This is a genomic window from Ekhidna sp. (assembly GCF_965227465.1).
In the GTDB taxonomy this organism is placed as follows: domain Bacteria; phylum Bacteroidota; class Bacteroidia; order Cytophagales; family Cyclobacteriaceae; genus Ekhidna.
Window position 1 is genome coordinate 3,400,602 of sequence record NZ_OZ245746.1, and the last position, 21,441, is coordinate 3,422,042.

Here is a 21,441-nt window from a genome sequence, read left to right on the forward strand (position 1 = left end):
AAATAAACATCAAACAAAAAATTCATTGGTACTTCCCAGTGAAAAAATCATAAAACCATGAAAAATAAAGGATTTATAGTATTTCTGACGATACTAATATCACTGCTTTGCATTTATTATCTATCATTTACCTACATCTCTCAAGGTATACAAAGGCAATCAGTGGAGGCAACTCAGGATGCTGATGGAACGACTAACGTAGTTGAGAAGCAGCGATACCTGGACTCTATTTGGAACGAACCAGTTTACGACCTCTTTGGCATTAACTACACCTATAAGGAGATCAAAGAAACGGAATTAAATTTAGGACTTGACCTTCAAGGTGGAATGCACGTGACACTGGAAGTTTCACCTATAGATATATTAAAAGGTCTGAGCGGAAATAGTGGGGATCAGGATTTTAATGCAGCTTTAACGGAAGCAAAAAAGAATGTAAGAGGGACACAACTAAATTTCGTAGATGAATTTTATGTTGAGTTCAAAGAAAGAGCTCCTCAAAAAGAACTTGCTCAAATTTTTGCCACCGCAGCTAACAGAGGCAGGATTAGTCTCCAAAGTACTGATGCAGAAATCCTGGAGATTATCAATACAGAGGTAGAAAGTGCTATTGATCGATCTTTCAACATACTCAGAACAAGGATTGATAGATTTGGTACATCTCAACCAAATATCCAGCGCCTCCAGGGGACAGGTAGAATTCAAATAGAACTACCAGGAGTTGATAATCCTCAGAGAGTAAGAAAATTACTTCAGGGGGTAGCAAAATTAGAATTCTGGGAAGTTCATCAGCAGCAAGAAGTTGCTCCTGTGCTAATGTCAATCAATTCAATCATAGTTGAGGAGATGAGAAATAATCCTTCTTCCATTGAGCTGACAGAAGAAGAGCAGCAAACAAAAGACGACATTACCGCTCTACTTAGTGGGGATGATAGTAGTGATTCACTTGCTACAACAGGCGAAGACTCAACCAAAAATGCACAACTAGATTCGCTAATCAATACTCGAAACTCTCCGCTTTTTGATTTGATGGTAAATGCACCACAATATGGAGGGTTGATCTACAATGTAAAAGATACAGCCAAGATCAACCGACTACTGGAGCGAGAAGATGTACAAGCTGTGATCCCTGCCACTATGAAATTTCTTTGGGATGTTCAGCCAAAGGACAAAGGTGAGGATCTGACTGGTCCGGATCTATTAGAACTATATCCAATTAGGACGAATAGAAGCGGGAAAGCATCCTTAACTGGTGAAACCATTTCAAGTGCAACCGCTTCATTAAACGAGCGCGCAGAGCCAGAAGTGACCATGCAAATGAATGCCACAGGATCCAGAACCTGGAGTAAAATGACTCGTGAAAACATCGGACAAAGAATTGCGATAGTTTTGGATAACTATGTGTTTTCTGCACCCTATGTAAGGGGAGAAATCCCTAACGGTAGCTCTTCAATTTCCGGAGGTTTTCAAACCATAGAGGAAGCAAAAGATCTGGCAAACATCCTTAAAGCCGGATCATTGCCAGCACCTACAACTATCGTCGAGGATGTAGTAGTTGGTCCTACACTTGGAAAGGTGGCGCAGGATCAGGGTTTAAACTCCATACTTGTTGGTTTGGTGATTGTGATTGTGTTTATGGTGGTATACTATGCTAAGGGTGGTTTGATTGCCAATCTGGCTCTGTTCTTTAATGTCTTCTTTATCATGGGTATTCTTGCCCAATTTGGCACATCACTGACACTTCCGGGTATTGCTGGTATTGTACTAACCATAGGTATGGCGATTGATGCCAACGTACTGATCTTTGAAAGAATCAAAGAGGAGCTTAGAAATGGATCTGGGTTGAAAGCAGCAATATCTTCTGGTTATTCTAAAGCTTACTGGTCGATTTTTGATGCCAATGTGACAACACTTATCGTTGGTATTATCCTCTTCACAATGGGTCAGGGACCGGTAAAAGGATTCGCAATTACTTTGATGATTGGTATTGTTTGCTCATTCTTTAGTGCTGTATTTATTACACGAGTAGTTGTAGAAGCTTTCTCTAAAAAAGGAGACGCGTCGAAGCTTTCATTCGCGAATGCCTTTTCAAGAAATGCACTTACAAACCTAAACTTTGATTTTCTAAGCAAAAGAAGATTAGCTTATGTATTCAGCTCAATTTTTATCGGCATTGGAATTGTCGCGATGATTGTTAAAGGAATCACTTTAGGCGTTGATTTTAAAGGAGGTCGATCATATGTGATCACATTTGATGAGCCGAAAAGCCCAACTGAAATTAAAACCTCATTGACGGATTACTTCGATAATGCCGGTACAGAGGTTAAGACTTTTGGAGCTGATAATATTCTGAAGATTACCACATCTTTTAAAATTGACGATGAGAGCGATGAAGCCGATGCGGCTGTTAGGGAAGAACTAATCAATGGTCTGGCTACCTCTACAGGGCTGACATACATGGAAGATGGCAGTCAGTTAGCTGAGGGTAACTTCACCATATCAAGTTCATCTAAGGTAGGTGCTACCATAGCTGACGATATCAAAAATTCCTCTTATAAATCTGCCGTATTTGCATTAATATGCATCTTCGTTTATATCGTTTTCAGATTTAGAAAATGGCAGTTTGGCTTAGGAGCAATCATTGCCCTATTTCACGATACACTTTTTGTATTGTCGGCATTTGCCATAGCCAACATGCTAGGTGTTTCTTTTGAAGCCGATCAGGTATTCGTAGCGGCTATTCTGACTATAATTGGTTATTCCATCAATGATACCGTGGTTGTGTTTGATCGGATTAGGGAAAATATGGGAATCAAATCAGGATCTGAATTAATTCCGGTTTTCAATGAGTCCCTTAACAATACGATAAGTAGAACCTTCATTACTTCCATAACTACTTTAATTGTGGTTATTGTGCTCTTCCTTTTTGGAGGTGCAGTTTTGCAAGGATTTTCATTCGCATTATTAATTGGTATTATCGTAGGTACTTACTCTTCAATCTTTATCGCTACGCCGATTGTGATTGATTTGAATAAAGAAAAAACCACTTAAAGACTGATTTTTTCAATCGGAAGCCTTCATTTATGTAATTCATAGATGAGGGCTTTTTTTGTGCCCAATGAGTATTTTGGTTAAATTCAGGCTACCAAATCACTGAAACTTGATGAAGAAATACCCTATTTATTTTATTGTAGCCTTAGTTTTCCTTGGGGTCGTCAAACTCATTCAAGTCGCACTATTTAATGCTGATGAGTACAGCAAGAACAAAAAAGCCAGTTTTTCTGATCCCGTAGAAAAAGTAAAACCCAAGACTTTACAGAAAAAAGCCGAACAAAAGCAACCGATTTTAACTGATACCACAACCACATCTACATCCCCTGAGGAGGTATCTGAAACGGCTCAAGCGGGAGAAGAGTCTTTTCAAACTGAAGAGCCAAAAGAAGAATCCAGTAATCCATCTAACGGTTCAGATATTACATTATCTGATTTGAAAAATAATTATCTCGCCATTAAAATAGCCAACCTCCCACAAGGCCAGCTCCGCGAAGATGTAGTTATACGGTATTACAAGCATGAAAAAGATGGAAATAAGGTTTATCCACTTAAAAAACTTGGCTACTACATTCATGAGAAGGAGGCAAACGAAACTCAAGGACTCGGTAGTAACGTGCTTTACTACGGAGGAGATGTGAATATTGAAGATATTCAAATTGTCGCATTTACTCTTTTAGCTAATGGACTGCCGATAAAATCCATTGAAAGATCTCAATTTGAATGGAAATCAAACGCGATTGAAATTGGGACCGATACTTTGCTTCTAGATGCTGCTAACCTTACGAATCAGGAAATAGCCAATTTTATCAAGTAGCTTCAGTGTAGAATTTGAAATCCTGTAAAGCTCTGTATACTTATATCTTCTATCTTTATATCAGTCACACTTGCATAAGTTGGGCCTGACTCACACCACTCCGTAAACTTATTCATTTGGCTCGCTTCGCCCTGAACTTCTATTAGAACAGATCCATCAGGCTCATTTCGTACCCACCCTTTTAAGTCAAGATCTTCAGCCGTGCTTTTAGTGGATGCTCGAAAAAAGACCCCTTGTACTTTACCCTGAACCTGTATCCGCTTTGCAATCATATTGACTCTTTAGCAAGTTTTTCATGCATCTCTCCTGCCTTCATCAGCGCAGCACTACCATACCAGGGGTGTAGTTCCATAATAAGTCTACCTGCAATAATTGCTGGATCTGTTTTGGTAAGCTCCTCAGCCTCTTCAACGGTTTCTACAGCGAATATATAAATGCCTTTCACTTCCCAATCATCAAAGAAAGGTCCTGCCATTACCAACTTGCCCTCTTCTGCCATTCTTGTAATATTATCCAGATGAGCACGCTGCAAATTTTCTGCTTCTGTTGAATCCTGATTCCGATTAGGGCCTTCTTTTAAAAGTGCCATAACGTATTTTCTCATCCCGTAGGCGTCCGCTCCAGTCGCTGCAGCTAGCAAAGAATCATAGCCGGAAGATTGATAGGTAAAATCATTTCCCTGTTGATCCTGGGATTGATCACATGAAAATAAAATGAATGTCGTGAGGATGAGCGTTAGAAATTTTTTCATGGGAGATAATTTTTCTCCTAATTTCTACAAATCAACCTTCTTCTGCAACCACTTCCTTAACCTCAGGAACCATTCGCTTGAGTAGATTCTCAATACCATTTTTAAGGGTAATAGTAGAAGATGGACACCCACTACAAGAGCCCTGAAGAGTTACTGTCACAATCCCATCTTTGTAAGAAGATAACTTGATTGCGCCTCCATCCATCTCTACAGCAGGCTTAATGTATTCTTCCAAAACCCCCTTAATTTTTGCTTCTGCATCGTCTCCGGTAAGTTCCTGATCGATATTATCAGTAATCTCTTCCGTAAGAATCTCTTTACCTTCAGCAAGGAAATCTTTGATGAATTGCTGAACGTTTGCCTTCACCTCAAACCATTCAGTTTCCTCTTTCTTGGTCACGGTGATGAAATTACTCATGTAAAAAACACCAGTAACAAAATCGAACTTCTCAAACAAAGATTTGGCAAGAGGCGCCTCACTTGTACTCTCCAAATTTGGATAATCTCTGCTGATGCCTTCTGGCATTAACATAAAATTTACCACAAACTTCAAAGAGTTGGGATTAGGATTTGATTCTGTATAAATATTGACCACTCTGGGCTCCTGTGTCGTCTGCATAGTTCAACTGTTTAGCAATACAATTGCAAAGTTCGTAGAAAAGTTCGAAAGTATAGTGAGAGTGCTTCGTTATATAAAGTACCATACTTCTAAATCGTTATTTATCACCCTAAATCACAAAGTCATGGTAACTAAAAAAGTTCAAATAACAGTTGTGGCAACAATAACCATAATTGCAGTGACTCTATGTCTAGTACTTTCTTTTATGATGTTAGCCTAGCCTTCCGGCTTCAGCTCACCCTCAGTGCCAGCTACAAGAGTAGCAACTGTTGCATCTCCGGTTACATTAACAACCGTACGCAACATGTCCAGCGGCCTGTCTACAGGGAAAATAATAGCAATCCAGGCAGGGTTTAACCCAACAGACCCAAGAACAATCATCATCATAATCAATCCTGCACTTGGTACAGCAGCTGCCCCAATGGAGGCCAGCGTAGCTGTAAGCACAATCGTAAGCTGTTGTCCAAAGGAAAGGTCTACCATATGGAGCTGGGCCATAAAAATCACAGCTACAGCTTGCAATAGGCTAGTACCATCCATATTCACGGTTGCCCCAATCGGCAAAACGAAACTCGATACATTTTTGGATACGCCCATGTTATTCTCTACACATTTCATTGTAACCGGAAGGGTCGCGGCACTAGAGCTAGTAGAGAAAGCCATTAATTGCGCAGGGCTAATATTTTTAAATACCTTCTTATAGGTCATGTCTTTTACAAAAAGAATGAGGATGATTGGGTAGACAATGAAGATCAGGGTGCCAAGACCTACCACCATCGTTAGCGCGTATGAACCTAAACTTCTGAAAATCTCCAATACTTCTGAAGGTGTATCAGCCATTTTAGCAATCACCCCTGCCAAAAGAGCAAATACAAAATACGGTGCGGCTTTCATCACTAACTCCACCATTTTCAAAAAGATATCATTGATGCTCACAATAAATTGAGCCACAGGCTTTGCTTTCTCACCAACAATGGCAATCGATATTCCAAAGAATATGGCGAAGAATATGACCTGAAGCATAAGTCCATTATTGGAGATGGAAAAAACTAAATTTTCAGGGACCATGTCTACTAAAAATTGCAATGGAGATGCTTCTTTGGTTGATTCTGCATTGCTTTTCAGTTTTTCAACTTTTTCATCAATCACTTGTTCAGACCCTGAAACTTCCAATATTAAATCAGCATATTTCGGATCATTGAGGAAATTTTTATTGTCTTTGATGGCCTCTCCAGTATCCTTTGCCCAAAGTTCATACGAGATTCTATTCTTGATGCGTTGAGTTTCATCAAGAAATGTTCCAGGCTTCACAGTGTTTACAAGTAGCAACCCTAATGTTACCGCCAGCACGGTTGTCACCAGGTAGAAACCTAAGGTTTTCGCACCCATCTTACCCAATCTGGAGATATCACTTAAGCCAGAGATCCCGCTTATTATAGAAAATAAAACAAGTGGAACCGCAATGAATTTTAACATTCTAATGAAGATCGTCCCAAATGGATCTATCCAGTTTATGGTAAACTGATTCCATCCTAATGCACTTGAAATAAATGCATAAACTACTCCTGCAACCAGGCCTATTAAAATTTTTATGTGAAGGGGTAGGTTTCTCATATGTTATTGATTCATCTTGAATTTTTGCGCTTGCAAAACTTAGCCTCGCAATTTATTGGTTTGAGCTAATAAATAGAAATCGGCCATAACCAGGGCCGACATGGCCTCTACAATGGGTACAGCACGTGGTACTACACACGGATCATGCCTTCCTTTTCCGGTAACAGTTGCTTCATCACCTTGCTGATTTATGGATTTTTGATCCTGCATGATGGTTGCCACAGGCTTAAATGCGACATTGAAATAAATGTCCTCTCCATTGGAAATTCCTCCCTGGATGCCTCCGGAATGATTAGTTGATGTTTTGATCTTTCCACCATCATTTTCAATGATGTCGTTGTGCTGAGACCCTCTCAACTTTACTCCTTCAAAACCACTCCCAAACTCAAATCCTTTTACAGCATTTATTGAAAGCATTGCCTGACCAATTGCGGCATGTAGTTTATTGAATAGCGGCTCTCCAAGTCCTACAGGAACACCACTAATGACACCAGATACAACTCCACCGATGGTGTCTCGCTCTTTCCTGACCATGTCAATCAGGTCAAACATTTGTTGCGCTGTTTCAGCATCCGGACACCTAACATCATTGGATTCGGTATTAGCTAAATCAAGTTCTTTGTAGCTTTTCTGAAGTTTCAAATCTCCGACTTGTGAGACAAAAGCTTGGCAATTTAACCCTTGTTGATTAAGCATGATTTTAGCTATAGCACCGGCAGCTACCCATCCTGCCGTAATCCGAGCGGAACTCCTTCCACCTCCACGGTAATCCCTCAATCCGTACTTTTGCTGATACGTGAAATCAGCATGAGATGGCCTGAAAACATCCTTGATATGATCGTAATCCTTACTTTTTTGGTCCTGATTTTTAATTAGAATAGTAATAGGAGCCCCCGTGGATTTACCTTCAAAAACACCAGAAAAGAACTCAAATGAATCTCCTTCTTTCCTTTGAGTAGTGATTCTTGACTGCCCTGGTTTTCTTCTGTCAAGCTCTGACTGTATAAACGACTCATCTAAATTCAATCCTGCCGGACAACCATCTACTATCACCCCTACACCAGCGCCGTGGGATTCGCCAAATGATGTCACTCTAAAAATGTTGCCAAACGTATTACTCATTGTATTATGCTGTCTTCTTAAACAGCAGGTAGGCAGTTAGGCCTAAGGTTAAGGCGATAAAGATATTAACTATGATGGTAACCCAGTCATTTCCGTCAATGGGTTGCAATTCATTATCAGCAGTGGCGATCTGGTCATAAAAATCGCCCAGGTCGTTTGAGGCAATAGCTAAATTTTTGCGGCTTTCTCCAGTCACATTCAAACTGTAAGACGACTTAAGTGTATCATATGAATCACTTGAGGGATCAAAATAAACCCAGGAAAAAAAATCCGAAAGGCGATAATCTCCCGGTTCATTTGGGATTGCATAAAAATCGTAGCTTTTTACACCTGTCACTTTTCCAGCCGCACGATTCACTCGCTGTGTCACATTAGGTGCGTAAAAATCAAAAGAATCATCTGCTTTGGGGCTTGGGGCTTCAATAGCGCTGATATTTCCTTCTCCTATGATGTTGAAAGAATAATTGAAGCTTTGACCGGTTGCTAAACTCTCGGTACTTATTTCTTCATCCAAACGATAACTACCTACAGCTACTTGATCTTTCAATGGGTGAGCCGGCAGATCTTTTACTTTCACTGTTTTCTCCTTTGAGTAGAAAGTCTCATAATCCTCTTGCCTGTTTCTGCCAAAAAAGGATGGATTCTTAGCGACTTTATATTTTATCATTTTCAACCCTATCGATGGAAAGTCAATGTCCTGAAGAGTTAGTGGATAGTAAGCCGTCTGATAAATTTTGTATCGGGTATAATTTCGACCTCCAATAGTTACCGGATCTCCGGATATTTGATCAATACTGAAGTTTTCTTCCCAGCAATTCGGTGGCTTAACGGTTTTTACAATTTCGGTTATTTGATTGGCAAGATCAAAAAACCTCATTTCTGCCCGGTTTGCCTCTGCCACATAAAAAGCCAGCGTAGCGGTAAATCCTTCTCCAACATAGACTTCACTTTTGTCAACAGAAAGAGCCACAAAGGCATCTGCTTTAATATCAACAAACTCTTCAGGTTCATTTCCCCCACCAAAAAATTCCTCAAACGGGTCTCTGCCAATCGAATTCCTTCTGGTTTGCCGCTGCACAGGCTCTCCTACTACAATTTGAGTCCCTTCGGATTTGACCTCTTCACCATTGACGGTCATGAAAAATGGAGGTAACAAAAAATTTCCTTTTTCTGTGGCCTGATAGTTTTGGGTTAAACTTTGAGTTGATGACATTCTGCCATTTACATAATTAGTTGTAGTGGAAGAAGACGTGCCTCTTTTGATAAATCCTTCGATATCAGGGAATTCACTGTATTGTTTCAGACGATCATTTTCTACCTGAATAGTTATTGTGAAATATTGATTTAACCCTATCTCATTTTGTCCTATCTTAATGGAAACGTTTTGAGAAAAAATTGAAGATGTAGATATCAAGATTACAGCACAACCTAACAGCAACTTGTTCGTTAATTTCATATCTCCGTTTTATTTATTCAGTCTAAAATGTTAAGATTTTCACTTTCAAACCAGAACGCCAAATTTAAGGTGTGGGTTTGATCATTAACAATAATTCACATGCTAGAATACTTCAAAACTATTTTATCGAAAGTAAGCTTTGATAAACGGCTATTTGAGAAAGAATTAAAAAAAGCAATCAAGGCCTTAGTGCCTGATGAAATTCGGGAACTGAGAGAATGGTGCTACCGCAAATACGGCGAACAGTACCAACCCATTTTAGCTCATTGCTTTGCCTAGATATAAAAAGCCTCGATTTGAAATCAAACCGAGGCTTTATTTTTTAATAATTCCTTAACTATTTTTTATTCTGAAGCTTCTTAAGGATTTGCTCCATATGCTTTCCGGCAGCTTCTCGTCCTCCCAATCCATAGGAAAGTGCAACTGCCACCGCTATAGCTCCCAGGGTAAGACCAAAGGCCAGTTCTACTATACTGTTGGCAATCCCCATCGTCCTCAATGCAATTGCTAAAAACAAACCTACAATGGCCACTCTGGCAATTCCTGCCAAGAATGTGTTTTCTCCTGAGCCATTCATTGATTTGAAGATCACCGAACCCAGGAAGTTGCCCATCACTAAAATGATCAGGCCGAAAAGGACATTACCTGACAAATTCAGGATGGTATGTAGCACTTCAGCCAAGCGATCCAGTCCCAGCATTTCTACACCAGAAATAACCCCGAAGAAAACCATGAAATAAAAGATAACATTTGCTACTATGCCCGATAGCTTTTGCTTGCCTAAAACAGACTTTAGCTGAAGTTTATCAACTAGTTTATCGATCCCTACATTCGCTAATAGGTCCTTCACGAAAGAGGTAATGAATCTACCCCCTACAACGAAAATAGAAATAATCAATACCGCCCCAATGATGTTTGGAACTGAATCCAGCATCTGATGAAGAACATTATTCGCTGGGTTAGTAATGGCCTCCAGATGAAGTGCATTCAATCCCTGAATAATGAAAGGAATGAAAATCACAATAAATACAACTTGTTGGATAAAATGAACCAACTTGTCGGTCTCTTTGAAGCCCATGTTATTGGCCAGCCTATCAAAAAAACTTCCGGCCATTTTCACCAGATTGGAAATGAATTTGGCTATGATATAGCCGATGAATATAATGGCCATACCTGCGAGGATGTTTGGTATGAATCCAAGGAATTCATTGAGCATGTTACGGATAGGATCCAGAACATAACTCACTCCCAGCATCTCTAATACGATCAAAAGTATGATCAGCATCAGAATGTAATAAACCAGATTAGCTATAAACTTATTGGTGTCTACAATGGTATTGCCAAGTAGGCGCTCATCCCACTCGGTCTTTTTCATTAGGCTGTGCACTACTTTTCTGACAAGTATTGCAAAAAGCCATCCCACGATCAATACAAGCACCGCCCCGACGACTCCTGGAAGTGAGTCACTAATGGTGTGAATTAATCGCTCTACGTAATCTGGCATATTCATGGTTAAATTGGTTTTGTTAAAAATAATCTTCTCTTAATCCAAATATACGGATTTTGGTAACCAACTTAACACTTTGAATTTTGGAGTTATTCGGTCACTCGACCGTCTTCCAAATTGATGATTCTGGAGCCATATCCAGCAAATTTTTCATTGTGGGTCACCTGAATAATGGTCATCCCAGCCTCATGCAATTGTTTGAGCACATCCATAACTTCCTCCCCCTGAGAAGAATGCAAGTTTCCAGTAGGCTCATCTGCCAGTAGAAGTTTTGGTTTACCGATGATCGCCCGTACAACTCCAACCAATTGTTGCTGTCCGCCCGAAAGCTGCTCAGGGAAAAGATCCTTTTTTGCAACCATGTTAAATCGGTCAAGCATCTCTGCGATCATGCTGGCACGCTCTTTTCCTTTGACTCCACGATAGATGAGAGGGGTCTCAATGTTCTCATAGACAGTGAGTTCGTCTATTAAGTGATAAGCCTGAAAAATGAATCCAATGTGCTCCTTATGAATTCTGGAAATTCGCTTTTCTCTCAACTTGTGGACAGGCTCATCCATGAAGTAGTATTCTCCTTCGGATGGCTTATCCAGCATGCCAATGATATTGAGTAAGGTTGATTTACCGGAACCGGATGGTCCCATGATACTCACAAATTCACCTTCATTTATCTCTAAATCAATTCCTTTTAAAATGAATGTTCGTTGATATTTTGATTCAATGAATTTGCTGACGTCTTTTAGGTTGATCATGTGGTATTGAGTTATTATGACAAGCTAAACCTAACGAAATGAAATGAATTTGGATGCACTATTCATACTTATATCCACCTGGATTTTCTTCCAAATCAACTCCAAGACCTAAAACCATTCGATTGACAAAATTGAAATATGCTATTACCAAAGTAGCGTCGAGTATTTCGCGATCTGAAAACCCCAATTTTCTCAGTGGTCGTATTAGGCCTTCATCCTTGGATTTTTCTGGCGATATCGTCAACGATTTCGCAAAACGACATAACGCTTTTTCTTTTTCATCCAGTCCGGATGCTTCAAAGTCTTTTTTGAAATCCTCTAATTTCTCATCGTCCTTCCAGAAATTTTTAACGGCTTCCAGATGATGGATCTGACAGTATTCACACTTGTTTGCAACAGATACAATTACCGCCATCATTTCCCTATGTACCCTCTTGAGGGGTGAACGACCAAACATGATGGTCATATACAGGTTCATGTGATTGGTAATCGACTCAGGATTGAGTGATTGTATTTTATGAACTTCCGCAATCTTACCTCTACTTTCAATCAACCCATCATAAATCTCCTTAAGCTTACCTTCTGCATTTTCAGGCTGAATGATGTCTATATAAGCCATTACAAAAGATCGTTTGCCAGGTTGGCTAGTTCAGATCGCTCCCCTTTTTCGAGCGTGATATGCGCAAACATTGGGTGATCTTTTATTCGGTCAATTAAATAAGATAGTCCATTGGATTGTGAGTCCAGATAAGGCGTATCAATTTGATAAATGTCACCTGTAAAGATAATCTTCGTGTTTTCTCCAGCCCTGGTTATTATGGTCTTGATCTCATGAGGGGTCAGGTTCTGTGCCTCGTCTACAATAAAAAAGATATTAGAAAGACTTCTCCCTCTTATGTATGCAAGAGGTGTGATCATCAGTTTCTCCTGATTTACCATATCTGTAATCCGGGTAAACTCTTTATCATTTTCCTTGAATTGATGTTGGATGTATTTGAGGTTATCCCATAATGGCTCCATATACGGATTGAGCTTTGATTTAATGTCCCCGGGTAGATATCCAATGTCCTTGTTGCTTAATGGGACAATCGGACGGGCGAGGTATATCTGCTTAAAATTTCTTCTTTGTTCCAATGCGGATGCGAGTGCCAGAAGTGTCTTACCTGTACCCGCAACTCCATTGATACTTACCAATTTAATTTCCGGATTCAGCATGGCATGCATCGCAAAGGTTTGCTCAGCATTTTTAGGTTTTATCCCATATACCATCTGCTTTTCAACCTTTTCTACTGTGTCTTCTATTGGGTTGTAATAGCCCAATACTGAGTTCTTTTCACTCTTTAGAATAAAGTAGTTATTGGCTGGAAACTTCTTTCGCTTCAGAATTTTCTTGCGGTCAACCACATTTTTCTTAAAGAGTTCATCGATATGCTCGGAGTTAATATCCTCCAGCTCAGTCTTGCCTGTGGTAAGCGTATTTACATTTTTTATTTTGCCTGTTTCATAATCTTCCGCCGGTAACTCTAGTGATTTAGCTTTGAGACGAAGGTTTATATCCTTAGAAACCAATATCACCTTTCGTTTTGGCTCCTGTTCCTTAATGGTCAACGCAGCATTAAGTATTCGATGGTCGTTCTTACCATCATTAAATACCTGCGTAGCATCAAGGGTACTATCAGAATCCATTATCACCTTGAAGTTGCCTCGGGTTTTCCCATTTAATGGGATCCAATCCTGAAGGCTATGATCTTTAGCCAACCGATCTAACAATCGAATAAACTCTCGAGCCTCAAAATTTTTGGTGTCATTGCCTTTTTTGAACTGATCCAGTTCCTCAAGAACGGTAATGGGTATCCCAACGTCATGCTCTGCAAAATTGAGAACAGAATCATGCGAAAAGAGTATAACGGAAGTATCTAGTACAAATATTTTTTTCTGCTTGGAAGATTTTGCCATGCGGATGTGTGGTTTACAGTTCCTAAGAAGGATGAACTGTAATATTGGATTTTCACTTGAAAAAAAGAAGTGAAACTTCAGGAATTTGACGAAAATTATTCAGCGGGGATAAATATATCCCCTCCTTCCTTTGGTTGAATTTTCAGTGCTCCCGAAAGAGCTAAGTGGATGAGTTTATTAGATGCAAGTTTTTTGTTAAGCCCACTAATCTGACTGTACTCCGTCAGTGTAATGCACGGGTGACTCTCAAAGTGTCTAAAAAGCTCTTGGGTTTTTTCCTCAAACTCGATTGGTTGATGTACCTGCTTGCTTCTTTTCAAAATTTGACGAACCTCATAGCTTGCTTGAATGGACTGGTCCTCGGATCGAACGAATGCTTTTCCATATCGATGTTTCTTTACAAGAAACGCAAAGTGGGGTTTATTATCGCTCTCCTCAATTCGGTAGTGGAGAATCTCAACATCACTTTGTATTTGGAGAATATCCACCGAAAAAGAAATTTTCGGCCTGCATAGATCAGTTATTGCTTTGGATAAAATGTATTCGTCCTCTTCCGGGTACTTCACACCCGAAATACGTCCGCTATCCTCTACGCCAACAAATAAGTGACCCCCAGAGCTGTTTGCAAAGGCCACAACCTCTCGAATAATTTTTTCCGGGTGGTTAACCTTCTTTTTAAACTCAACAAATTGTCCCTCTCCGCCTCGAATTAAATGGAGTGCCTCTTTCACTTTCTCATGTGTGGGGATCTTTTTAGCTGGGCCCATGGATTCTTATTTATCACTCTGTCAGTTAAAAGAAGGCTGTCGTTCATTTTTATTCATCGTCTCCCATTTCTGGCATGGAAAACATGCTGGTAAACAAATCCTTGAATTGCATGCCTTGCTCCAATTGATGCTTGCTGAGCATGCTGTATTCTGCTAAGCCAAATAGCGCAAATTCCATTAAAAAATATTTAAATCCTTCGTGAGATGTCTTCTGGTACTTATCAACGAGCTTTTCTAGTCCTGGGATGTTTTTCAATTCCTTTTGATAATCTTTTTCCGTGGCATCAAATAGCAGGTCAATCATATTCCCCTTTTCAAACCATTCCTTAATTGGCTCATAGGGATTACCCTCTTCTTTTTTACGCTCTTTTTCCGGATCCGGGAAGTAATTAATAAACTGAGATCGGATTGCTTTACCAACAAGGTTATTAGCTACTATCCCAGGTCCTTCCTGTTCTCCTTCATAAACCAACTCAACCTTTCCCGTAATGGCAGGAATAACGCCAATAAAATCATTCACGCGAACACTTGTTTTGGCCTCTCCACTCATTAGCATTCTCCGTTCGCATGCACTTACCAAATTTTCAAATGCCGAAATAGTCAGCCTAGCTGAAACACCGCTTTTGGCATCCACATATTCACTATCACGAGCTTCCATGGCAATCTGCTCAATGAGGTCTTTGGCTAATTCATAAATCTCTACTCCATCTCTCTGTGCATTGGCAAGCACCGCTTCTTGCTCGGTGATTTTTTTGCCGATCTCTATTGAGGATGGATAGTGCGTGATGATCTGACTATCAATTCTATCTTTGAGGGGCGTAACGATTGACCCCCTATTGGTGTAGTCTTCTGGATTAGCAGTAAAAACAAATTGCACATCTAACGGCATTCGCAGTTTGAAACCTCTTATTTGGATATCACCCTCCTGCAAAATGTTAAATAAAGCAACCTGAATTCTGGCCTGAAGATCAGGAAGCTCATTAATAACAAAAATCCCCCTATGAGACCGTGGAACTAGTCCAAAGTGAATCACTCGTTCATCTGAATATGGAAGTTTTAAGCTGGCTGCCTTTATGGGATCTACATCACCGATTAAATCTGCAATGGTCACATCAGGAGTAGCTAGTTTTTCTGTGTATCGGTCATCTCGATGCATCCAACTAATTGCTGTTTCATCTCCTTTTTCCTCCACTTTGTCTCGGGCAAATTTTGAAATTGGGTGCAATGGATCATCATTTAACGGCGATCCATCTATAACCGGGATATATTCATCCAGTAGGTAGGTCATCATACGTGCCATCCGTGTTTTTGCCTGCCCCCGAAGACCAAGAAAATTGATGTTGTGTCGTGATAAAATTGCACGCTCTATATCAGGAATTACGGTATCTTCATACCCCCATATTCCCTCAAATATGTTCTCCCCCTTCTGTTTGCTTTCAATGAGGTTAGCACGTAATTCATCCTTGATGGGTTGAGGTTGATAACCAGTCTGTTTCAGTTCACCTAGCGAGCCTATTTTTAGTTTCTGCTCTGCACTTAAATCTTTGTATTGCATTTATAGATTTTTTCTTCTATTTCTTTTATAATCTTCAAAAATGAGGTTTCCGAGACCTTGCAAACTGCTGTAGTAAGCGTTTCCATTATTCACTTCGGTAAACTCGCGAACAAACTCTTGCAGGTATGGATCGGAAGCAATCATAAACGTGGTGATAGGAATATTGATCCTCCGACATTGAGCAGCCAGATTCATTGTTTTATTTAAAATTTTAGGGTCCAGACCGAAGCTATTCTTATAGTATTTGATTCCTTCTTTCAAGCACGTCGGCTTTCCGTCCGTAATCATAAATATCTGTTTGTTCTTGTTCTTTCTTCTCCTTAGAAGATCCATCGCAAGCTCTAATCCTGCCACGGTATTGGTATGATATGGGCCCACATTCAGATATGGCAAATCCTTAACTTCAATCTGCCAGGCATCATTTCCAAAAACGATTACATCTAAAGTATCCTTAGGGTATTTTCTTTTCACTAACTCCGCCAGTGCCATTGCTACTTTTTTGGCTGGAGTAATACGGTCTTCTCCATATAGGATCATGGAATGACTAATATCGATCATCAATACGGTGGAAGTCTGAGTCTTATACTCCCGCTCTCTAATTTCCAGATCATTCTCCGTTAGCGTTAGGTCATTTAGTCCGTGGTTGATTTGCGCATTTCTTATGCTCTCAGTCATCTCAATCTGTTCGATTGAATCTCCAAACTGGAACTCTCGATAATCTGAGGTGATTTCGTCACCAGAACCCGTGTGATTAGTTTTGTGATTGCCTTTTCCTGATTTCTTTAGCTTCCCAAAGATCTCTTCTAATGCACTTTTACGAATTTCCTGTTCACTTTTAGCGGTAATTCGAAATTCACCTTTCTCATTTTTATCGTCGATGTATCCTTTATTACGCAAGTCATCAATGAAATCGCCAATACCGTACTCTGCATTTGAAATATTATGTTCACGGTCTAAGTTGGTCAACCAACTTAAGGCCTCATTGACATCACCCGAGGTAATGACAAGTAATTGAAGAAAAATATTGAGCAAATTATCAAATGTATTTTGCTCCGGATTTTTCTCTGGAATAAACTCTGTAAATCGATATCCGACCATAGCATTAACTTAACTAAAATCAACCAAGAATGATTTCCTCTGAAGGAAGAATAATGAAATGAGGATTTTTTACGTTAAATTAACCTAAGCTAATTAACTCGCTATGCCAGGCAGAAGGCCAATATTCGCTACTTTAATTACCAACTTGATTTGGGGGACAAGAGATTTATTGTTCAAAGCTACGCTTGAACCAGCGTCACCGGAGAAACGTAAAGCCAGAGAAGCAAAAAAGGCAGCTAAACAGAAAAAAAAGGAAGGATAGCTATTTTTTAGGCATTGTCCTAAATACAAAATCCCAGAAAGGAGAGGAAACTCCAAACGCATTTCCCGGATCTTTATAGTGATGTATTCCATGGTGCACCCATAGTACCTTGAAGAAATTTTTTGGTGGCTGGAAGGCGTGAACCATGTAATGTACCCATAGGTAAGCCGCATACCCTATTAAAAATCCAGGTAAAAACGCATACACATTTACTCCCATAAATAATTTGAACAGGAAGTAGAATCCGGTTGATAACGCAAGACTTAAAGGAATTGGCATAGCCAAACGATCCCTGTCCTTTGGATAATCATGATGAACTCCATGTACTGTATAGGCGAATTTTTCTCTCTTTTCAGTTGTCGGTGTAAGATGAAAAACGAACCGATGCATTGCATATTCGACTAATGTAAAAGACATAAAGCCTGCCACAAAAAGAAGTATTGCATTCGTTGTATTTAGATATGATTCTTGAAAACCATAGATCATTAAACCTGAAGAAATGATTGAGAAAATGATTAGCGGAATTGCTATATGTGTTCTCGTAAGTCTCTCCATGAATTTATTCTTGAAGAGTGCTTTCGTTCCTTTAGTGTGAGGTTTATTTTTTAATTCCATTGCTCCATTTAATTCAAAGGCAAAATTAGGGAAAAGAAACCCTAATTTTTCACAAACTCTGTGTTAATGATTTTTTATGTTTTTCTAAAACGGTATTGTAATACGCTTCATATTTAGGAAGTATATTATTTACGTCAAATTCTTTCGCACGGGCTAAAGCACCCTTTTTAAATGATTCCAAATTAGCATCATCAAGTATATGAATCGCTCTTTTGACCATCGTATCAATATCCCCAATTTCACATACGTATCCTGACTTCCCTTCATCATTTAATTCCGGAAGCCCACCGGCATTTGAAGAGATTACCGGAACCTCACATGCCATAGCTTCGAGTGCAGCCAAACCAAAGCTTTCCTTTTCTGATGTCATCAAAAACAAATCACTAACGGATAGCACTTCCTCAACGGCTTCCAGCTTACCTAGAAACCGAATGTCTTCCGTACAAATCTCACGTGCCATATCTTCCATTTTCTTTCGCTCCGGTCCATCTCCAATCAATAGAAGTTTTGATGGCACCACTTTTCTCACTTCACAGAAGACTTTCAGTACATCATCTACGCGCTTAACTTTTCTAAAATTTGAGGTATGAACAACCAATCGCTCCCCATTGGGACAAATGGCTTTTTTAAAATGCTCTTTCGGTTGTTTCTTAAATCGACCCAGGTCAATAAAATTTGGAATAACCTCGATAGGAATAGAAACATCGAAATGTTCAAGCGTGTCTTTTTTAAGATCTTCAGATACGGCAGTCACTCCATCAGACTCATTGATTGAGAAAGTAACTACAGGTTCATTAGTAGCATCTTTACCAACGATGGTTATATCTGTTCCATGCAGTGTTGTTATGAATGGGATTTCATACCCTTTCGTTTTCAAAATCTGCTGTGCCATGTAGGCCGCTGATGCATGTGGAACCGCATAGTGCACATGCAATAGATCTAATTTTTCGTTCAACACCACATCCACCATTTTACTAGCAAGTGCCAACTCGTAGGGAGGATATTGAAATAGTGGGTACGATTTTACGCTTACTTCGTGGTAATAAAGATTTGGGTTAAAGAAATCTAATCGGGTAGGCTGTGAATATGTAATAAAATGGATCTCATGCCCTTTTTTTGCCAAAGCTTTCCCAAGCTCAGTAGCAACTACCCCACTACCTCCATAGGTTGGATAACATACAATTCCTACCTTCATTATTAGGTTATTTATTCAAGGGTGTTAAACCAATGTACGCTTAAATAAGTTTCGCTAGTTTGAATTTTTCAATGATTGATGAATAACATCGTGGATGTGCGTCCGTGTATTTAACTCACCCAATCGCCAATTATTGGCATCCGGATAGATGCGATTTGAAAGAAAAATATAGACCAAATCCTTTTCAGGATCTGCCCAAACCATCGTACCGGTAAATCCAGTATGACCGAAACTTTCATCACTAGCCAGTGAAGAGGCAGAATCCTTCTCTCCATCCTTTTTATCCCACCCTAAACCTCTTCGATTTTCACTAAAATAACGACGATTAAAAAGTGTAATAGTTTCTTTACTTAGGTACTGTCTTCCGCCAAAATATCCATTATTCATAAACATAGACATCATCTTTGCAAGATCTGTCGCTGTGGAAAATAAGCCAGCATGCCCTGCTACGCCTCCAAAAACCAACGCATTCCGATCATGGACTTCACCCCAAACCTGATAATTGCGGTACCTATTGTCATACTCCGTTGGCGTAATATCCTTTGGGGAAATGCCATTGCGTAACGGATTGAAAGTTGTATTGGTCATTCCCATTGGGGAATAAAAATTTTCTTTAAGGAATTTATCAAATGACATCCCTGAAACCTCCTCTACCAGAAGGTGGAGAATCATGAAGCCCAAGTCACTGTAATTATATGAATCTCGATTTTTTATAAGATCTGACTTCACAATAAAGCTTTTGAGTGAGTCCAGCATATTAGGATGCGGCTCCAAACCATAAGATCTAATGTCATTCGCTTCATCTTCCGGTGTTTTGTAATAAAAAGCGTCTAACATATCTCCAGTCAGAACCATACTCCAGAAGGGAACATATGATCTCAGGCCTGCATTATGAGCCAGCAACTGTTTAATGGTTACCCCAGACTTGTTAGACCGACCAAAATCCGATAAATGCTTACTTAATGAATCATCAAGATTGATAAGACCCTGATCAATCAGTAAGCCGACGGCAGGAAGTGTGGCGATTACTTTGGTTAAAGATGCAATGTCATAAAGCGTTTCACTATTCACAGTCCTTAGACTATCGTAAGTGTAAAACCCATATGATTTTTCCATGACGATATCACCATTTTTAATTACTGCCAGCTGAATCCCCGGAGTAGCGTATTTTCTAATGGCATCAATGGCCAGAGAGTCCACCCACAATAAATGATCGGTATTTAAACCAACTTCATTCGGGTCTGTATATCCAAGCCTACTCGTAATCTCAATTTGTCGAGTATTTGGAAGCATACTTCTACCGATAATCTTATTGGCTCCAAAGAGCATTTTGGCTATGTAGATATCAACATTAGGAATTGAGTTTTCGGGCAGGGCTAGTGAAGTGTTGTTTTGAAGTTTTAATCCAGTCTGTATTAAAATATCTCTCTCATCAACTTCTCTCTCATAATCACGAAGATCAACGATGCATGGCACTCCATTCATTCTATATTCGAGTACATTGGCATACTGCTCCAGTCGCTGTTTTAGCTTCAAATCAGCGCCTAAATAACTAACAACTTCTGATGTCAATGGGAAAGTTTCAAAAGGGTCAATAGCAACAACACTCGCATTGAATATGGAAATGGATAGAGTCTGGGGTATGTTAAAAGCCGGAATAAAAGCTTCCGTTTTTGCTTGTCCTAAAGAGGCATAAAAATTGGATTGATTTCTTTCCTCGATTTTACTACTCCAACGTTTCAATTTTTTGGTGTCTGTATCTTGCTCAGCAATCCATATGGTTGGCTTGGAAACAGATGCTATTTCAAAATCTTTCTTCGACTCAGGTATGGTTCTGGAAAGGGATGAACGGTGAAGGAAATAATATGGTGAGTGATTATTTGCGAGCTTAACTACTTCCTTTTCATACCTGGATAGGTTTGAAGAATCAGGGAGTACCATGTGATTAATTCCATAAGTTCTCCCAAAACTTTCGAGAAATCGAAAATAGTCCTTAATTAAATCATCATTGCTTACTGCAGCAAGGGTTTTTAAGGAGGGCAATTCTATATCATCATTCGGAATGGGGTCAAAGCGGTTAGTCAGCTGTATAGCCACGTAATAATCTTCATCCTTTAGAAATTGATCTGCGTAAGGAGACCACTCTGCAAAGTAGATGGTTGACTTTTTTTTATGCTTTATTGATTTGTAAAAAGAATCTCCATTAATCCATACGCCTTCATTGATTTCCACACCGGTAGAAAAAACCGAGGTTGAGATCAATAAAAAAAGAATTCGTATGTAGCTTTTCATAATCAGTTTGCTGTG

Annotated in this window: 19 protein-coding genes; 3 read left to right on the forward strand and 16 right to left on the reverse strand. The window is 39.6% G+C overall.

Annotated elements, in window-relative coordinates; all coding sequences use genetic code 11:
- The first annotated feature begins 57 nt into the window (after window positions 1-57).
- Entirely contained in the window at window positions 58-3,048 is a 2,991-nt protein-coding gene (gene secDF / locus ACO05G_RS15170) for a protein translocase subunit SecDF (protein ID WP_421763511.1), read from the forward strand.
- Window positions 3,049-3,160: 112 nt separating this feature from the next.
- A complete protein-coding gene (locus tag ACO05G_RS15175) occupies window positions 3,161-3,865 on the forward strand; it encodes a hypothetical protein (RefSeq protein ID WP_421763512.1) in 705 nt (234 codons plus the stop codon).
- A gap of 2 nt (window positions 3,866-3,867) precedes the next feature.
- Here the strand turns inward: ACO05G_RS15175 and ACO05G_RS15180 are convergent, their stop codons facing one another.
- The 13 genes from ACO05G_RS15180 to ACO05G_RS15240 form a co-directional block, all read right to left on the reverse strand.
- A complete protein-coding gene (locus ACO05G_RS15180) occupies window positions 3,868-4,137 on the reverse strand; it encodes an acylphosphatase (protein ID WP_348281789.1) in 270 nt (89 codons plus the stop codon).
- Window positions 4,134-4,616, reverse strand: a complete 483-nt coding sequence (locus tag ACO05G_RS15185; RefSeq protein WP_421763513.1) for a YciI family protein — start codon at window positions 4,614-4,616, stop codon at window positions 4,134-4,136. Before ACO05G_RS15185 ends, ACO05G_RS15180 begins: the two co-directional genes overlap by 4 nt.
- Before the next feature lie 31 nt (window positions 4,617-4,647).
- Window positions 4,648-5,235 carry a NifU family protein gene (locus tag ACO05G_RS15190; RefSeq protein ID WP_348281787.1) on the reverse strand — a complete coding sequence of 196 codons (588 nt, stop codon included), beginning with the start codon at window positions 5,233-5,235 and terminating at the stop codon, window positions 4,648-4,650.
- A 216-nt stretch (window positions 5,236-5,451) separates the two neighbouring features.
- Complete coding sequence (locus ACO05G_RS15195; protein ID WP_421763514.1) at window positions 5,452-6,849, reverse strand: dicarboxylate/amino acid:cation symporter; 1,398 nt, start codon at window positions 6,847-6,849, stop codon at window positions 5,452-5,454.
- Between the two features lie 39 nt (window positions 6,850-6,888).
- Window positions 6,889-7,971: a chorismate synthase gene (aroC, locus tag ACO05G_RS15200; RefSeq protein ID WP_421763515.1), complete on the reverse strand. Its 1,083-nt coding sequence runs from the start codon at window positions 7,969-7,971 to the stop codon at window positions 6,889-6,891.
- A gap of 4 nt (window positions 7,972-7,975) precedes the next feature.
- Window positions 7,976-9,427, reverse strand: a complete 1,452-nt coding sequence (locus ACO05G_RS15205) for a BatD family protein (protein WP_421763516.1) — start codon at window positions 9,425-9,427, stop codon at window positions 7,976-7,978.
- Window positions 9,428-9,764: 337 nt separating this feature from the next.
- Window positions 9,765-10,931, reverse strand: a complete 1,167-nt coding sequence (locus ACO05G_RS15210) for a mechanosensitive ion channel (protein ID WP_348281782.1) — start codon at window positions 10,929-10,931, stop codon at window positions 9,765-9,767.
- Window positions 10,932-11,023: 92 nt separating this feature from the next.
- The gene (locus tag ACO05G_RS15215) at window positions 11,024-11,686 is read right to left on the reverse strand and encodes an ABC transporter ATP-binding protein (RefSeq protein WP_348281781.1); all 663 of its coding nucleotides are present in this window, start codon (window positions 11,684-11,686) and stop codon (window positions 11,024-11,026) included.
- Window positions 11,687-11,744: 58 nt separating this feature from the next.
- On the reverse strand, window positions 11,745-12,305 hold the full coding sequence (locus tag ACO05G_RS15220; protein ID WP_348281780.1) for a peroxidase-related enzyme: 561 nt from the start codon (window positions 12,303-12,305) through the stop codon (window positions 11,745-11,747).
- Window positions 12,305-13,642, reverse strand: a complete 1,338-nt coding sequence (locus ACO05G_RS15225) for a PhoH family protein (RefSeq protein WP_348281779.1) — start codon at window positions 13,640-13,642, stop codon at window positions 12,305-12,307. Before ACO05G_RS15225 ends, ACO05G_RS15220 begins: the two co-directional genes overlap by 1 nt.
- A gap of 95 nt (window positions 13,643-13,737) precedes the next feature.
- The gene (locus tag ACO05G_RS15230; RefSeq protein ID WP_421763517.1) at window positions 13,738-14,409 is read right to left on the reverse strand and encodes a helix-turn-helix domain-containing protein; all 672 of its coding nucleotides are present in this window, start codon (window positions 14,407-14,409) and stop codon (window positions 13,738-13,740) included.
- 49 nt (window positions 14,410-14,458) lie between these two features.
- Window positions 14,459-15,964 carry a sigma 54-interacting transcriptional regulator gene (locus tag ACO05G_RS15235; RefSeq protein ID WP_421763518.1) on the reverse strand — a complete coding sequence of 502 codons (1,506 nt, stop codon included), beginning with the start codon at window positions 15,962-15,964 and terminating at the stop codon, window positions 14,459-14,461.
- Complete coding sequence (locus ACO05G_RS15240; RefSeq protein WP_421763519.1) at window positions 15,965-17,062, reverse strand: vWA domain-containing protein; 1,098 nt, start codon at window positions 17,060-17,062, stop codon at window positions 15,965-15,967. It abuts the gene before it with no gap.
- 103 nt (window positions 17,063-17,165) lie between these two features.
- On the opposite strand from ACO05G_RS15240, the gene ACO05G_RS15245 reads away from it, so the two are divergent.
- Window positions 17,166-17,324 (forward strand): hypothetical protein, encoded by a 159-nt coding sequence (locus tag ACO05G_RS15245; RefSeq protein WP_348281775.1) that lies wholly within the window; start codon window positions 17,166-17,168, stop codon window positions 17,322-17,324.
- Here ACO05G_RS15245 and ACO05G_RS15250 read toward each other — a convergent pair whose 3' ends face one another.
- Genes ACO05G_RS15250 through ACO05G_RS15260 form a run of 3 tightly spaced genes read right to left on the reverse strand, consistent with a single transcriptional unit; the run spans window position 17,325 to window position 21,426 of the window.
- Window positions 17,325-17,939, reverse strand: a complete 615-nt coding sequence (locus ACO05G_RS15250) for a sterol desaturase family protein (protein WP_421763520.1) — start codon at window positions 17,937-17,939, stop codon at window positions 17,325-17,327. It abuts the gene before it with no gap.
- 49 nt (window positions 17,940-17,988) lie between these two features.
- Window positions 17,989-19,134, reverse strand: a complete 1,146-nt coding sequence (gene bshA, locus ACO05G_RS15255) for an N-acetyl-alpha-D-glucosaminyl L-malate synthase BshA (RefSeq protein ID WP_348281773.1) — start codon at window positions 19,132-19,134, stop codon at window positions 17,989-17,991.
- 54 nt (window positions 19,135-19,188) lie between these two features.
- A complete protein-coding gene (locus ACO05G_RS15260; RefSeq protein WP_421763521.1) occupies window positions 19,189-21,426 on the reverse strand; it encodes a serine hydrolase domain-containing protein in 2,238 nt (745 codons plus the stop codon).
- Between the last annotated feature and the right edge of the window lie 15 nt (window positions 21,427-21,441).

Bases quoted from the DNA above. Each gene is read 5' to 3' on its own strand.
- secDF (WP_421763511.1), top strand. From the start codon at position 58: ATGAAAAATAAAGGATTTATAGTATTTCTGACGATACTAATATCACTG.
- ACO05G_RS15175 (WP_421763512.1), top strand. From the start codon at position 3,161: ATGAAGAAATACCCTATTTATTTTATTGTAGCCTTAGTTTTCCTTGGG.
- ACO05G_RS15180 (WP_348281789.1), bottom strand. From the start codon at position 4,137: ATGATTGCAAAGCGGATACAGGTTCAGGGTAAAGTACAAGGGGTCTTT.
- ACO05G_RS15185 (WP_421763513.1), bottom strand. From the start codon at position 4,616: ATGAAAAAATTTCTAACGCTCATCCTCACGACATTCATTTTATTTTCA.
- ACO05G_RS15190 (WP_348281787.1), bottom strand. From the start codon at position 5,235: ATGCAGACGACACAGGAGCCCAGAGTGGTCAATATTTATACAGAATCA.
- ACO05G_RS15195 (WP_421763514.1), bottom strand. From the start codon at position 6,849: ATGAGAAACCTACCCCTTCACATAAAAATTTTAATAGGCCTGGTTGCA.
- aroC (WP_421763515.1), bottom strand. From the start codon at position 7,971: ATGAGTAATACGTTTGGCAACATTTTTAGAGTGACATCATTTGGCGAA.
- ACO05G_RS15205 (WP_421763516.1), bottom strand. From the start codon at position 9,427: ATGAAATTAACGAACAAGTTGCTGTTAGGTTGTGCTGTAATCTTGATA.
- ACO05G_RS15210 (WP_348281782.1), bottom strand. From the start codon at position 10,931: ATGCCAGATTACGTAGAGCGATTAATTCACACCATTAGTGACTCACTT.
- ACO05G_RS15215 (WP_348281781.1), bottom strand. From the start codon at position 11,686: ATGATCAACCTAAAAGACGTCAGCAAATTCATTGAATCAAAATATCAA.
- ACO05G_RS15220 (WP_348281780.1), bottom strand. From the start codon at position 12,305: ATGGCTTATATAGACATCATTCAGCCTGAAAATGCAGAAGGTAAGCTT.
- ACO05G_RS15225 (WP_348281779.1), bottom strand. From the start codon at position 13,642: ATGGCAAAATCTTCCAAGCAGAAAAAAATATTTGTACTAGATACTTCC.
- ACO05G_RS15230 (WP_421763517.1), bottom strand. From the start codon at position 14,409: ATGGGCCCAGCTAAAAAGATCCCCACACATGAGAAAGTGAAAGAGGCA.
- ACO05G_RS15235 (WP_421763518.1), bottom strand. From the start codon at position 15,964: ATGCAATACAAAGATTTAAGTGCAGAGCAGAAACTAAAAATAGGCTCG.
- ACO05G_RS15240 (WP_421763519.1), bottom strand. From the start codon at position 17,062: ATGGTCGGATATCGATTTACAGAGTTTATTCCAGAGAAAAATCCGGAG.
- ACO05G_RS15245 (WP_348281775.1), top strand. From the start codon at position 17,166: ATGCCAGGCAGAAGGCCAATATTCGCTACTTTAATTACCAACTTGATT.
- ACO05G_RS15250 (WP_421763520.1), bottom strand. From the start codon at position 17,939: ATGGAATTAAAAAATAAACCTCACACTAAAGGAACGAAAGCACTCTTC.
- bshA (WP_348281773.1), bottom strand. From the start codon at position 19,134: ATGAAGGTAGGAATTGTATGTTATCCAACCTATGGAGGTAGTGGGGTA.
- ACO05G_RS15260 (WP_421763521.1), bottom strand. From the start codon at position 21,426: ATGAAAAGCTACATACGAATTCTTTTTTTATTGATCTCAACCTCGGTT.